Origin of the sequence: Perlabentimonas gracilis (assembly GCF_011174675.1) — a bacterium.
In the GTDB taxonomy this organism is placed as follows: domain Bacteria; phylum Bacteroidota; class Bacteroidia; order Bacteroidales; family Tenuifilaceae; genus Perlabentimonas; species Perlabentimonas gracilis.
Genome location: NZ_JAANIG010000018.1, coordinates 1 through 15,322, shown reverse-complemented (window position 1 = coordinate 15,322; position 15,322 = coordinate 1). Strand labels below are relative to the sequence as shown.

Sequence of the window (15,322 nt, the reverse complement as noted above, 5' to 3'; positions counted from 1 at the left end):
TTACATTATTATCATTTAACCCAAATTTAGCTAACGCTGAGCTACGCTTCGCTCCGGTTGTCATTAGCGATTCTTTTTCTAATGACCGCCATTTGAAAAAGGTACAGTTTATGCATTGATTATATGGGTGTTAATTTGACAAATCAATGAAGAAAAACAAAAAATTTGCATTCATAAATTCTTACAAATTTAGTTTTTCTAAATCAGCTTGTCCCGATTCATCGGGAGGGCTAAACCCAGCTAAGCCATTAGTTCGCTGAACTCCTAATGACTAATCTGGGTTTAAAAAATATTTAGTCGCACACTAGTGATTTAATATATTAAAGGCTGACAAAAATTGTCAGCCTTTTTTTGTTGCCAAGGGTTATTCGCCCATTAGCGTCAGTAGTTTTCTTACGCTTTCTACCGAGTCGATATAGTAGTTGGCCTTTGTGCTTTTAGTTCCCACTTTTATTGTAAACGCATCATCGGGCATGGCGCCAAAGGTAAACTCATCGGTCCAGTCGTCACCCAGCGCCATAATAAAGTCGAAATCGTCCTGTGTAAGTTGCTGCCCCGCTGCACGGCCCTTGTTAATCCCCGAGTTTTTAATCTCTATCACCTTATCGCCATCCATAATCTCAAGGTTTAGGTTCGATACCAAGTCGCGGAGTTCATCCTTTAGCTCCCAAGCACGAATTACGCCCAAATCGGGGTCAGCGTTTCGGTAGTGCCAAACCAACGAGTAGTTCTTCTCCTCAAGCAGCGATCGGGGTGTTCTATCAACATAAAAGCTAATCAGAGGCCTAATGATATCCATCCAGTTCTTATCAATAGGCTCAAGCATTCCCCAATCGCCTTGTGGCGGTTTAACCCAAACGCCGTGCTCGGCTATAAACGTTATATTGTTAAAATTGCTAAACCATTCGCCCAGTGTTTCCTTATCGCGTCCGCTGATTATGATGATCCTATTTTTTTCGTCGGCAACCAGTGCCCTTAGAATGGAGTACAGCTCTTCGTTGGGTATTGCTTTTTGTGGGTCTTTATGGAAACCCGTAAGCGTACCGTCGTAATCGAGGAATATAATGCGTTTCTTGCTCTGGTTGTACTTGGTTTTAATTGTTTCGGTAATTTTTGGCGATATCTTTCTGGTTAAATTTTTCTCCTGCAGCTGCTTAACCCCCTTTAGGGAGTTTAGGATATCGTTTGCCCATTTCTCCTCATTGTAAAGCTTAAGCCTTTTCTGCATCACCTTGTTTCTCTGCTTTTGTTCCGATGCGCTCATCTCCAAAGCCTCCCTTATGCTTTCGGCCACCTCATGTATATTGCTGGGGTTTACCTGCAGCGCTTCGCTCATCTCCTTCGATACCCCTGTCATCTCGCTAAGTATAAGTACTCCGGTTTTATCAACCCGTGAGGCAATATACTCTTTAGCAATTAGGTTCATGCCATCGCGTAGTGGCGATATTAGGGCTATATCCGACACGGAGTACATTTCAATTTTCTCTTCAGTGCTTATGGTTCTATAGAAGTACCATATGGGCATCCAGCCCGCAGTGCCAAACTGGCCATTAATTCTACCCACCATCTCGTCTACGGTTTTTTTAAGCGTTTGGTACTCGGCAAGTACTTCGCGCGATGGGATTACAAACATGGCAAGGCACACCTTGCCAACGTATTGGGGATAGCGGTTAAGAAACTGCTCGAAGGCCTCTAGGCGTTGGGGAATACCCTTGGCATAGTCGAGCCTGTCGATGGATAAAATTAAGCGGATGCCGTTGCTTAGCACGCCTTTTGTAAACGTAGCTTTAAGGCTGTCTTTAGGAAGCTCCTTTGCCTCCTCAAGCGATTTTGAGTAGCTATGGAAATAGGCATAATCTATCCCCATGGGGAAGTTATCGAACTTAACCACTCGCTCATTTAGCTTAACGGTGTTCAGGATATTGTCGTAACCCAGCAGCCTGCGCACCGAACTCATGAAGTGGCGCTCGTAGTCGAACGTGTGGAAGCCCACCAAATCGGATCCCAGCATACCCTCCACTATCTCCTTTCGCCAGGGTAAAATCCGAAGTATCTCGTATGAAGGGAATGGGATATGAAGGAAAAAACCTATGGTAAGGTCTGGCTGTGCATCCCTAAGAAGCTTGGGAAGCAGAAGAAGCTGGTAGTCCTGAATCCATATGGTATCGCTGGGGTTGGCTACCTTCAATATCTTGTCGGCAAACTTTTGGTTCACCTTTTGGTAGTATTCCCAGTACTCAATATTAAACTCGCTATGTTGGGTAAAGTAGTGGAAAAGTGGCCAAAGCGTTGCATTACAAAAGCCGTAATTGTGATTCTTTATGTCGTCTTCAGTGAGCTCTACTGGGTAGCAAAGCTCCTTTTCAAAATCGCCATAAACAGCATCCCTTTCCTCCTCGGAGAGTTCAAGAGACTCTTCGCCAGGCCAACCCACCCACAAACAATCCTTCATGCTGTAGTAGGTGTTTAGCTTGTTGGGAATTCTAAAGGCTTTTTCGTTAAGCTTAACCTTGCCATTCTCCCTAACAACCTCAAGGGGGAGCTTATTCGAAACAATAATTAACCTACTCATCATCCTCAATTTTTTTAATTTAACAATCCATCTAACACATCAAAAAACTTTACTATATTAGCAAAATAAAAGCACTTTTTCAAAAACTACAGCGTGCAAAAGGGTATCAGGCTATGCATCAAAACCTAACGTGCCCGGTTTTTCAGTTTTTTTTAATCGATAATAATACCCATACAATATGAGTAACTACAGTTTCGACGCCGTAATCTTCGACCTGGATGGTGTGATTACCAAAACTGCGCTTGTACACGCAGCCGCTTGGAAGGATATGTTCGATGAGTTTCTGCGAAATTGGTCCAACAAGCACGGAAAACCTTTTGTTGAGTTTACGCACGCCAACGATTACCTACCCTACGTTGACGGGAAACCTCGTTACAAAGGAGTGGAATCATTTCTTAAATCGAGGGGTATTGATCTACCCTTTGGATCACCCGATGATAGCCCCGATATGGAGACTGTTTGTGGTTTGGGCAACAAGAAAAACGATGCTTTCAACAAAATTCTTGAGCGCGATGGGGTTGAGGTGTACGATTCGTCAGTGGAGCTTATACACGAGCTCAAGAGAGCGGGCATCAAAATTGGGGTGGCATCGTCGAGCAAGAACTGCAAGCAGGTGCTCGAGAGGGCAAATCTCCTGCATCTATTTGAAACAAGGGTAGATGGGGAAGTCTCTGCAGAACTTGGCTTACACGGTAAGCCAGAGCCCGATATCTTTACCGTAGCTTGCGACAATTTAAAGGTCGATTACTATCGTGCGGTTGTGGTTGAGGATGCTGTGTCGGGTGTTCAGGCAGGCCAAAAGGGTAATTTTGGATTTGTTATCGGAATAGCTCGCGAGGATAATGCCTACGAGCTTAGAGCCAATGGAGCCGATGTGGTGGTGGAGGATCTTGCGGAGCTGAAGGGCCTCAAAGGTATTGAGAAGTGGTTCGACTTGGGTCTTAACAACGAGTTATGGTCAATAACTCACGTGGGATACGATATTGAAAAGGAACGCTCGCGCGAAGCCTTGCTCACAGTGGGTAATGGATATTTTGGCACCAGGGGAGCCCTGGAGGAGAGCCAAATTAATAAGTACAACTACCCTGGCACCTACATGGCTGGTCTTTACAACAGGCTACAATCGCCCGTGGGCGACAGGATGGTGGAGAACGAGGATTTTGTTAATGGGCCCAACTGGCTTCATATAACATTTAAAGTAGCCGAGGGCGAGTGGTTCGATCCCAATACCGACGAGGTGCTTGAGCTGGAGCGTAACCTTAACTTCCGAAGCGGCGTGCTTACCAAAACGATGCTGGTTCGCGACAAGGACGGAAGGGAGACGCTTATTGAGTCGCGCCGATTTGCCAGTATGGCCAACCGCCACCATGCGGCCATCGACTACAGCCTAACGCCACTGAACTACGATGGTTACATTAGGGTAAAGTCTGCCCTTCGTATCCCCATTAAAAACGATGGCGTGGAGCGATACAAGCAGCTTGATCAGGTGCACCTAAAACCCATTAAGCAAAGCGCCAAGGACAACATTTCGTTTGCGCTGGCAACCACTACCCAATCGGGAGTAGATGTGGCTGTGGCATCAAAAATCGAAATTTTTTATCAGGACAGGCCCCTTGCAACCAACTTCAGAATTAAGAACGACGAGGGGTGGGTAAATACATATGTTAAGGCATCGGTTAAGGAGGGCGAGAGCCTGCGGATTGAGAAGTTGGTGTCAATCTGCAATTCCATTTCAGCCGACACACCTAATCCGCTGGATTTTGTTGTTGACGATGTAAAACACCTCAAGTCGTTTGGGGTGATGCATGCCGCCAGCATTAGGGCTTGGGAAAATATTTGGGACAAGGTAGATGTTCAAATTACGGGCGATAGGCTGGCTCAGAAACTTCTGCGGATGCATATCTACCACTCAATGGTTACCACATCACCACATAATGCGAATATCGATTTTGGTATACCAGCTCGTGGTGTGCACGGCGAGGCCTACCGTGGGCACATCTTTTGGGATGAACTTTACATCTTGCCATTTTACAGCCTACACTACCCCGAGGTGGCCAAATCGGTGTTAATGTACAGGTATCGAAGGCTTCCCCAGGCTAGGGAGTACGCCAAGCAGCATGGCTACCAAGGGGCAATGTTTCCATGGCAAAGCGGAAGCGATGGGCGTGAGGAAACCCAAGTGGTTCACCTAAACCCCGTGTCGGGCGAGTGGGGCGACGACTACAGCTCGCTACAGCGCCATATTTCCATTGCAGTGGCCTACAATGTTTGGAATTATTACAATATAACAGGCGATGTTGACTTTGTAAATAGCCATGGTGCCGAGCTTTATCTAGACATTTGCCGTTTCTGGGCAAGTAAAGCCAGGTTTAATGAGCAGACTAAGCGATACGATATTGATGCGGTGATGGGCCCCGACGAGTTCCATGAAGCCCTGCCCGGTAGCAATAAGGGTGGGCTTAAGAACAATGCCTACACCAATATTATGGTGGTATGGTTGTTCCATAGGGCTTTCGATCTGATGAAGGTTATGGGTGTGGAGCGTAAGGATCAGGTGTTTAAAGCCATTGGTCTTGTTGAGTCGGAAGTGGAGCTATGGGGGAAAATGGCCAGGCAAATGGCCATATCAGTTTCCGAAGATGGAATTATTGAGCAGTTCGATGGTTACTTTAACCTTAAGGAGCTCGATTGGAATGCATACAAGGAAAAGTATGAGAGCATATACAGGATGGATCGCATCCTAAAAGCCGAGGGCAAATCGCCGGATGAGTACAAGGTGGCAAAGCAAGCCGATACCCTCATGACGTTCTACAATATTGATCCCGATGAGGTAAAATCGACCCTGAACGATTTGGGGTATAAGCTACCAAAAGATTTTCTAGAGAAGAATTTCGACTACTACATCCAACGATGTTCCCATGGATCAACCCTTAGCAGGGTTGTGCATGCCTATTTGGCTTCGCTAATTGGGCGCAAGAAATTAACCTGGGAACTCTACAGCGAGGCGCTCCAAAGCGACTACGTAGATATCCAGGGTGGAACTACAGCCGAGGGCATTCACATGGGAGTTATGACCGGAACCGTTATCATGGCCCTTACAGCATTCGCTGGCTTAAACTTCCACGGAACAAAACTCTCAATAAACCCCAACCTTCCGAAGCATTGGGCCGATATTCGTTTTAGGTGTATGTTCCAGGGGGTTGAATTTAATTTTGAGATAACCAGAAGTGCAGTTACTGTTACGGCTGGTAAAGATTATGCAGAGCTTGTTATAAGGGGCGAAGCCTTTACCCTGAATGCCAACGAGGAGGTGGTGGTTAACCTAAACCGTTAGTATGCTGCGCACTTTAGCCATAGGCCTTGGGTTCTTGTGGGAACCTAAGGCTCTTTTTTTGCGCACACGTTAACATCTTTTTTTCTTTTAAATCGCATACTAGCTATGAACGCATTAGTAAATGATTTAGCTTTGCATTACAAATATTTTATCGTATGCTTGGAGATGTATTACTTATAAATGACCTGCACAAGGCGGCTGCACAGCAAATCTTAGATCACCTAATTCCTCTCAGGGAGGAGAAGCTGGCTCAGGATCCCGATTACAAATTTATTGTAGGCATATCGGGCGAGTCGGGGGCTGGCAAATCGGAGCTTTCCCACTCATTAGCGCTGTTGCTAAAGGCAATGAATATTCGGGTTAAGGTAATACATGCCGATAATTACTACAAGGTACCCCCACTGCTGCGCAAGGAGTGGCGGCTAAGCAAAGGCCTCAATGTAATTGGCCCCAATGAGTACGACTGGGACTTGCTGCACAAGAATATTAAAGAGTTTAAGGAGGATATGATTGCTCGTATCCCCTGTATTGATATTATTCCCGAGCAGGCTGATGAGCTTATAACCGATTTCCAAAAGATAAACCTACTTATTATCGATGGCTTGTATGCCATTAAGGCCGACAATATTGACCTTAAAATTTTTATTGAGCTAACCTACTTGGAAACAAAGATGATGCAGCTGATGCGAGGAAAGGAGGAGGTGGATGAATTTCGTACAAAAATCTTGGAGCGAGAGCATATGGGTGTGATATCACTGAGGCCATTAGCTCATCTGATTGTAGACAAGAATTACGATGTACAGGCTGAAGAACCCAAAGGGTAATAAGTCAGCGTAAACGTGTAAAGGCCTCGATGAGTCGAGGCCTTTAATTTTTGTTACACCTTAATCCTTAACGGTTTATCTTTTTACTCTACAACCCGAATTTCTGTTGATACAGGCATTGCCTTTCTGTATACTGCGCTAACACCACAGTATCTCTCCTCCGATAGGTTAACTGCTTTTTCTAGCTTATCCATAGGTAAATCTTTCCCCTTGAACTCATAAATAACCTTCATCTCGGAGTAGTGCTTGGGGTGCTCCTCGGTTTGCTCTGCCTCAACCCAAATGCGAAGCCCATCTAGTTCTACCCGCATTTTTTTGAGTATCGATACCACATCCATTCCTGTGCAACCGGCAAGAGCAACTAGCATTAGGGGTTTGGGCCTGGGGCCTTTGTTGCCACCACCCACCTCGGGCGATGCATCTATCACTAGTTTATGACCATCCAGGTCAGTTTCAAAGGCCATGTCGCCTTGCCAGTCGATGTTTAATTTTACTGAGCTCATATCTATTTGTTTAAATGATAATTTTATTAGGCTAACAATATAGCGTTAGAATTGTTTATTGGGTACGTAAGATGCGAAATTACACCAAGCTGACAATTGCATCGTAACGGCTGGGGGTGTGACAAGTTTGGGGGAGTGGAGGCTTGGGATTTATCCCTCGTTAAGAAGTTCCCTGCGTGCCAACCCGATTCCGTAATCCATTCTTCCCAAACTGGTTACACCCTTGTTAGGCACTGGTGATTAATTAGATAAGTTGGTTCTTGTCTCAGATTTAGCTCCTGTCTATTCGTTTAATTTCTTTGCTTCAATTCTTTCTTTAGCTTCAGATAATGCCTTATGTAATAATCTTTCTAATTCTTTCTTTGGTGGTAATTCTGTCCAATATTCTGCAACTATTATTCCGTCCTTATGCATTTCTAAAAGTTCAACTTGTTCTCGGCTGCTTTCAGCGCAAAGGATTAATCCAACTGGTGGCAATTCATCATCTTTACGCTCATAACGATTTAGCCATTTTAGATATAGTTCCATTTGCCCCTTGTACTTGGCTTGAAATTTCCCAATTTTAAGTTCAATCGCTACAAGTCTTTTCAAATTCCGATGACAGAATAGTAGGTCAAGGTAAAAGTCTTCCCCGTCAATAATCATTCTTTTTTGACGCTCAACGAACGCAAAACCTTTACCTAGTTCAAGTATGAATTTTTCTAATTCTTTTAGGATTGATGCTTCTAAGTCTCTTTCAAGATAATCGTCGTTAAGTCCTAAAAAGTCAAGAAAGTATGGGTCTTTGAATACGCTACTTGCAGTTGGTTGTGTTATGTTTAATTGCGTGTTAGCTAATGCTGTTCGCTCAAAAACCTTTTCAGATATTTGTTTTTTAAGTTCTCTTACGCCCCAATTCTCATTTATGGCTCTCTGTGCATAAAATAGTTTGGCATCATTCTTTTTCAGTGGAAGTAGAATAAGGAAATGCGACCAAGTCAAATGTCGTGACAGTGTAACGACAATCTCTCTTTCAGTGAACTGAGATGCGAATTGTAGCATTCTTCGCAAATTCTTTTCTTCAAAGTTTCTACCATACTTATTCATCAAATGTCGTGACAGCGTAACGATAATCTGTTTTCCGTATTCAGCTCTTTTATTTTCAAGTATTTTCTGATTAACAACTTTCCCAATTTGCCAAAACAGCATAGTCATAGAACTGTTGGCATATTTAACAATCTCGTTTTTTGAATTTTCAATTAAACTTGAAATTTCAGCAATTAGTTCATCTCCAAAATTATGCTCTGTGATGTCAGCCTTTGATATTGTTTTCTTTGCCATAGGGCTCTAGTCAAGTCGTTGTTTCAATCATAATTATAGTAAAGATAAATTTTTCTATAGGCGTAAAGAGAAATAATAATCAGAACGATTTTTTTATGTCGTAGTGAGCTAAATAAATGATTTCATATTTTTCGCTTGAACCAACCTTGTTTGCTGGGTTATTCGTCATTCACTTGCATCGTAACGGCAAGTTAAGTAAAATCTGCAATAAATATTAACTCCGTTAATCAACTTTTTTTTACTTGGAGCGCTAAACACTTTCATTGTGTACAACCATAGCAATTCGAACTAATTGCAGAATATAACTATGGCAGGTGGTATGATTTTTGATTATAAAGTGTCAAACCAAAAATATAATGCTATGAAAATTAATCTAAAGTTAATTTCGTTAATGCTAGTTGTTTTTATGCTAGCCGTATCGTCGTGTAAAGACGATAATGAACCAGAGCCTCTCTCGACTGTTGAGGCCGAAGCTGTACTGGCCGATATGGGCAAGGATATGGAAACTCTTATGGTAGAGATGATGTCGACACCTGCTGCCAGCACCCTATTTAACTTTATGTACTTGTCAGACTTTGACCCCGGCATTAAGGGACAACCAATCCCAATGGCATCCGATTTCAAGGAGGTATATACTAAGGATGCAACCCTTTCCCAAAAGGCTATAGGGGTAATTACAAAGATGATATCAGCCAGCGAGGATGTTGATCCTTTTGCTGAGGAGTATGGAACCTATAGCTGGGATTTTGCAAACTATACCTGGACTTATAGCGACTTGCCTGCCGACAAGTTGGTTTACGAATTCCCCTCCGATATGGAGCAAACAACCAATAACGCAACCCTTACAATATCGAACTTTAGTGGGGTGGAACAGGGTGAGGAATTTTTTACCACATCGCTAAAGGTTACTCTGCATATTGGTAACAGTTTGGTTCTTGATGTTAATTACGAAGCCGATCTTTCCGCCTCGGGGCTTAATAGCGTTGGTGTTAGCATATCGATGCTTCCCTTCGAGATGGGAGCAAATATTAGTATCACCTCAGGATCGGAGTTTTCAACAATTACCGCAGGTTTTGAACTCAAGAAACAAGGCGTTACCATTACGTCGGCCAATGTTGAGCTTAGGGTTGATGGCTCCACCACAATCAATCCTTTTGAAACGGATGATGATATTGAGTTGATTCTAACTTCAGCCAAAGGCTTTGTGCAGATGGGAGAGGTAAAGGCACAGCTCGATTTGGCCATTGCCGATTTCGTTGCCATTTACGATAATACCACAAGCTACCAAGCCATTGTTGACGCAGCAAATGAGTATCTAAATGTAACCTTCTACACATTTCCCGAAGGAGCTAAGATAGGTACTGTTGTTTGGAAATGGGATGCCACACTTTATGATATGGTTCCGTATTTCAGGTTTAACGACGGAACCGAAAAACCCCTTGAGGAGGTTTTGGGTCTTGAGTCAGACCTATTCGACGACTTTGATTTCTAAGCCATAAACTATTATAAGCCAATGGGTCGCCAGCAAGCTGAGCGGCCCATTGTTATTTAAAAGAAAGCCCCCAACAAAGAGCTGGGGGCTGGAGCTATATGGTGTTACGATAGAAATCTATCCGCACTTGGAGTTGCCGCAGCTGGTACAAATTAGGCAGCCCTCCTGGTAAATTAACGATTCAGCTCCACACTCAGTACACTTCTTGCCTGTTTTAGCCTTGGTGCCATTGGGGATATATCTCCGCAGGGCACGCTCAACACCGGCATTCCACGTGTTAATGGTTTCGTTATCGAGACGTAGTGAACTAATTAGGTTCACCACATCGGGTATGGGCATTCCGTTACGAAGCACGCCCGAGATAAGCTTGGCATAGTTCCAGAATTCCTTATTAAACATATGCGACAAGCCGCCAATGGTGTTGGTGTAGCCAAACTTATCGACATATTGAAAGTCGTAGCGACTACCGTTTTCGTCCTTAATCTTTATGATGCGGCCATTGGTTACGGCTTTAGGGATGGGGAGCACATCATCCTCCGATAGACCGGTGAATATTTCGTAAGGTGTTCCGTTGTACAGACCCACAAAAGCAATCCAGTTCTCGTGGTTGTTCTTAAAACGAATCACCTCGCAATCGAGCACCTGTGGTCTTTTCGATGGGGCCTCGGCGGTTGCGTTATCCTCTTTCTTTTTTGTCGATATGAGAACTCCGTCGCGTGACCCTTCGCGGTATACGGTACACCCTTTACAGCCGCTTTCCCAAGCGGTTTGGTATACCTTTGCCACCATCTCCTCCGACACATCGGCCGGAAGGTTTACGGTTACGCTAATGGAGTGGTCAACCCACTTCTGTATCATCCCTTGCATCTTCACCTTGCTAACCCAGTCCACATCATTCGATGAGGCTTTATGGTAGGGCGACTTCTCAATAAGCTTTTGCACCTCTTCCTCGGAGTAAACTTTCACCTCCTCGGGGTTGTAACCATTTACTTCGAGCCAGGTTAGGAACTTATGATGAAATACATTGTACTCCTCCCATGAATCGCCCACCTCGTCGGTAAACGAAACGGTTACGTTTTGGTCGTTGGGATTTACCTTGCGACGACGCTTGTAAAACGGCATGAATACCGGCTCAATACCCGATGATGTTTGGGTCATAAGGCTTGTGGTGCCGGTGGGGGCTATGGTAAGCAGGGCAATGTTACGACGGCCATACTTTACCATATCGTTGTAAAGGTTTTCATCTTGCTCCTTTATCCTATTAATAAAGGGGTTGTTCTTTTCGCGCTGAGCATCAAAAATGGGGAATGGGCCACGCTCACGTGCCAGATGCACGGATGATCGGTACGCCTCAACGGCCAATGTTTTTTGCACCTCAACGGCAAAGTCGATACCATTGTCGGAGCCGTATTGCAGCCCAAGTGCGGCTAGCATATCGCCTTCGGCGGTTATACCAATACCTGTTCGGCGACCCTGTATTGCTTTTTGGCGTATTTTACTCCAGAGGTTACGCTCCACTGCTTTTATCTCCTCGTCCTCTGGGTCGCGATCGATTTTATCCTGAATGGCATCAATTTTTTCCAATTCAAGGTCTATTATGTCGTCCATTATTCGCTGAGCCGAGTGCACATGCTTTGAAAACAGATCGAAGTTGAACTTTGCCTCGGCAGTGAATGGTTTCTCTACATAACCATATAGGTTCAGCGCCAGTAGTCGGCAGCTGTCGTATGGGCAAAGCGGTATTTCTCCACATGGGTTGGTGGAAACTGTACGAAATCCAAGGTCGGCATAGCTGTCGGGTACCGATTCGCGGATAACGGTATCCCAGAATAGTACACCCGGCTCGGCCGATTTCCAAGCGTTGTGGATAATCTTTTTCCATATAGCCTGGGCGTCAACCTCCTTGCGATACTTAGGGTTATCGGAGTTTATGGGGTATTGCTGCACGTAGGGTTTGCCCTCGATGGCTGCTTGCATAAACTCGTCGTCGATTTTTACCGATACGTTGGCGCCTGTAATTTTACCGGCTTCCATCTTGGCATCGATAAACTTCTCGGCATCGGGATGCTTACTTGATATGGAAAGCATTAGTGCACCACGACGACCATCCTGCGCCACCTCGCGGGTGGAGTTGGAGTAGCGCTCCATGAAGGGCACAACCCCGGTTGATGTTAGCGCACTATTTAGCACAGGGCTTCCCTTTGGGCGGATGTGAGATAGGTCATGGCCTACGCCACCCCGGCGCTTCATAAGCTGCACCTGTTCCTCATCAATCTTCATGATTCCACCGTAGGAGTCGGCATCGCCTTTGGGGCCAATGACAAAGCAGTTGGAAAGGCTTGCTATTTGGTAAGGGTTGCCTATGCCCGTCATGGGTCCTCCCTGAGGGACAATATACTTGAACTCCTTAAGCAGATCAAATATATCCTCCTCGCTCATAGGGTTGGTGTACTTCTGTTCGATGCGGGCAATTTCTTTGGCTAAGCGCCTGTGCATATCGTCGGGCGATTTTTCGAAAATATTGCCGTACGAGTCTTTTAGCGCGTACTTGCTAACCCAAACCTTGGCTGCCATTTCATCGCCCTTGAAGTAAACAGTTGAGGCGGCCATGGCCTCGTCGAAGGTGTAGGTCTTCAGCTTCTCTTTAATCTCATTCATTACTGGAACATCTCCCTTGTTCATATTGGTATGTCGGTTTTAAAATTGTTGAAACGATGAAAAATTTTATGATGCTGAGAAAAAGAATGGTAGGATTTTTCCGCAGCACAGAAAAAGTGACTGCAAGGTATAAAACCCAAACCACATAATCCAAGCTTTGCTAGTTTAAGAAATAAACATTTCCGCAAAGTTATTAACACTGCAACATACAGTAATACAGCCATATAGCAAAACAAACTGATCCTTAGGGATTAGTGCCAGAAGGGTTGTTTTTATCGGTAGTGGGGGTTGATGATGGGTGGTTGATTTTATATTCTCAGCAACTTTTGGGATGGTTTGTAATGATTTTTTGCTGAGACAGAGAATCAACACATTTTAACTCTCGACTTTGTGGTTTTTTTTGATTGAGTACAGATGAGGTGCCCCTGGTTTATGCCAAACAAATTCTAGTGGTATGTAATTTTCCGTGTAACCTTATTCTCAAGCTTTTTATTTCTAATCCTATCGCCTCTACCAAGTGATACTTGGTATGTACGCTTCTCAATCCAATTGCCTTCATGATCGTACTCGTACTCGTAAAAGTAGGCTTGATCGCCTTTTACCGCATGGGTAAGGGTTTCGGTCATGATATCGCCATTGGGGTAGTAGGTTCGGGCAACCGATTCGAACGAGTAGGGTTTTAGCGGATTTATGGGGTACGAGGCGGTTCCTGCTAAGGAGTTGTTGGCTCGGTGAATCCTAACTCTAATGAGGTTGGAGGGCTCCATATACATCACCCGCTCGGTATATACAAGCCCCTTACTGTTGAAAACCTGAGCCGATTCTATTCGCTTATCTGCTCCGGCTATAAGCGTTGCCCATTGCCAAGGCTCTTTGTTTTTATTTACCTCAATTCGGGTAGGAAGTTCGGTTTCCTCATCCCACTCAATAGTTACCTCCTCTTCGCTCCATCCCCTAAGATTTACGAACGATCGCTGATACTTGTGAACAAGGAGGTTTCCGTACATATAATCCCAGGTTATTTCGCTGGTTAGCCCACCGGCTGAGTTGTAGGTGTTGCTCGATATGATATTACCCATCTCGTTGAACTTTTTAACCACCTTTGTGGGCGACGAGTTTAAGCCAGGGATAATTACCTCAGAGGTTTCCTCGATGCTCCGGTAAGGGTTTCCGTTGCTTATATCGGGTTGTGGCGAAAACCAATGGCTCAGCATGGGCTGGCCACACACTGCCAGGGCGATAGTTGTTAGTAGTATGAGCAGGAGCGATTTACGACACATTGCTTTGTTGTGTAATGGTTTATGGCTGGCTGCAAAGTTACACTTAGTTGTGATATTATCAACATTGTGACACTGGCGATTGGATGTTTACCCTAGTTTTTGGCAGCTTGTCGGGATGATTTTTTTGAAGATATTCTACCATACGCTCCCTAACAAGCACCCGTAAATCCCAAAGCGTTGGTGAATCGTTGGCGCTTACCAGGAACCTTATCTCGAGCGATTGGCTTGTAGCATTTGTCACCTGCACGTTGGCCACATTACCATCCCAGAGTTCCGTTTTTTCAACTATCCTATGAAACTCAGCTCTTAGCTCATCCACAGGCATAGTGTAATCGGTATGAACAAATACACTACCAATAATATCGGCCGACTTACGGGTCCAGTTTTGGAATGGTTTTTCGATAAAGTAGGTGGATGGTACCACTAAGCGCCTACGATCCCATAGTCTGATAACTACATAGGTAAGGGTAATCTCTTCAATCCAGCCCCACTCGTTCTCCACAATCACCACATCGTCAATGCGGATGGGTTGGGTTATGGCCAGCTGAAAACCGGCCAGCATACTTCCTATTACCTTTTGCGCCGCCAAACCGATAACAAGTCCGGCCACCCCCGCCGAGGCAAATAGGCTTACTCCAATTCGCCTTATGGAGTCGAAGGTGAGTAGAATGCTTGCCAGGGCAATGAAGATGATTACAAAAACAATAATTCGTTCGATTATCTTTAGTTGTGTGTGTATTTTACGAGCCAGCAGGTTATCCTTTTGGCTTACATCGTAATGGCTAAGTATTATTGTGCGAGTGATATTTACTGCGCTAATTGCTATCCAGGCACCGGCGCTAACAAGTAGTACCATTAAAAAGTGGCTTGCCGAACCAAAAAGTTCAGGGTCTTTTACAATTACGGGTAGGGTAAGCCTTAGCGCCATTAGCAAGGTGAATAGCGACAGGGGGAGTACCGCTTTGGTTAAGATCTTTTTTCGTTTGCTTTTGTCCTTAAGCAGCTTGATGTTTGCCTTAATTAGCCTAACGGCAAAGTAAAGCGCAGTAATGCCTGCCAGTATTATAACCAGCGATATGGCAATTCGCTCAACATACTCTATCTCAAATAAGTTTTCCATCGGCTGGTGAGTTGGTTTATTTCTATCAAAATTATGAAGATTTTTTTAAACTAATCGGAGGGGAAGCGTTTGTTGTGGGATAAGATTAATGAGAAGATCAACCTTTCCTCTTATGTAGGGCATGCTGAATAAGGCATAAACATCTGATTCCCTAATAATTGAACAACATATTTGCTCTGTCGAGCGCAAGGAAATTCGAGCGTTTCTGCTAAAACCCTT

9 protein-coding genes are annotated in these 15,322 nt (G+C 44.5%); 3 read left to right on the top strand and 6 right to left on the bottom strand.

Annotated elements, in window-relative coordinates; translation table 11 throughout:
- Positions 1 to 364: 364 nt before the first annotated feature.
- On the bottom strand, positions 365 to 2,575 hold the full coding sequence (locus tag G8O23_RS09360; protein ID WP_219932481.1) for a bifunctional alpha,alpha-trehalose-phosphate synthase (UDP-forming)/trehalose-phosphatase: 2,211 nt from the start codon (positions 2,573 to 2,575) through the stop codon (positions 365 to 367).
- Positions 2,576 to 2,750: 175 nt separating this feature from the next.
- On the opposite strand from G8O23_RS09360, the gene G8O23_RS09355 reads away from it, so the two are divergent.
- Both G8O23_RS09355 and G8O23_RS09350 read left to right on the top strand, forming a co-directional pair.
- Complete coding sequence (locus G8O23_RS09355) at positions 2,751 to 5,906, top strand: beta-phosphoglucomutase family hydrolase (RefSeq protein WP_166364094.1); 3,156 nt, start codon at positions 2,751 to 2,753, stop codon at positions 5,904 to 5,906.
- Positions 5,907 to 6,061: 155 nt separating this feature from the next.
- Positions 6,062 to 6,730: a uridine kinase family protein gene (locus G8O23_RS09350; protein WP_166364092.1), complete on the top strand. Its 669-nt coding sequence runs from the start codon at positions 6,062 to 6,064 to the stop codon at positions 6,728 to 6,730.
- 83 nt (positions 6,731 to 6,813) lie between these two features.
- Here G8O23_RS09350 and G8O23_RS09345 read toward each other — a convergent pair whose 3' ends face one another.
- Complete coding sequence (locus G8O23_RS09345) at positions 6,814 to 7,233, bottom strand: OsmC family protein (RefSeq protein ID WP_166364090.1); 420 nt, start codon at positions 7,231 to 7,233, stop codon at positions 6,814 to 6,816.
- A gap of 282 nt (positions 7,234 to 7,515) precedes the next feature.
- Positions 7,516 to 8,553 carry a PDDEXK nuclease domain-containing protein gene (locus G8O23_RS09340; RefSeq protein WP_166364088.1) on the bottom strand — a complete coding sequence of 346 codons (1,038 nt, stop codon included), beginning with the start codon at positions 8,551 to 8,553 and terminating at the stop codon, positions 7,516 to 7,518.
- A 361-nt stretch (positions 8,554 to 8,914) separates the two neighbouring features.
- Between G8O23_RS09340 and G8O23_RS09335 the strand changes: the two genes are divergently transcribed.
- Positions 8,915 to 10,045, top strand: coding sequence for a hypothetical protein (locus tag G8O23_RS09335; protein WP_166364086.1), 1,131 nt, complete (start codon positions 8,915 to 8,917; stop codon positions 10,043 to 10,045).
- Positions 10,046 to 10,162: 117 nt separating this feature from the next.
- On the opposite strand, the gene G8O23_RS09330 is transcribed toward G8O23_RS09335, so the two are convergent.
- From G8O23_RS09330 to G8O23_RS09320, 3 genes are all read right to left on the bottom strand, one after another.
- Positions 10,163 to 12,727: an adenosylcobalamin-dependent ribonucleoside-diphosphate reductase gene (locus tag G8O23_RS09330; protein ID WP_235942271.1), complete on the bottom strand. Its 2,565-nt coding sequence runs from the start codon at positions 12,725 to 12,727 to the stop codon at positions 10,163 to 10,165.
- A gap of 422 nt (positions 12,728 to 13,149) precedes the next feature.
- A complete protein-coding gene (locus G8O23_RS09325; protein ID WP_166364084.1) occupies positions 13,150 to 13,983 on the bottom strand; it encodes a hypothetical protein in 834 nt (277 codons plus the stop codon).
- A 58-nt stretch (positions 13,984 to 14,041) separates the two neighbouring features.
- A complete protein-coding gene (locus G8O23_RS09320; RefSeq protein ID WP_166364082.1) occupies positions 14,042 to 15,103 on the bottom strand; it encodes a mechanosensitive ion channel family protein in 1,062 nt (353 codons plus the stop codon).
- Positions 15,104 to 15,322: the final 219 nt, after the last annotated feature.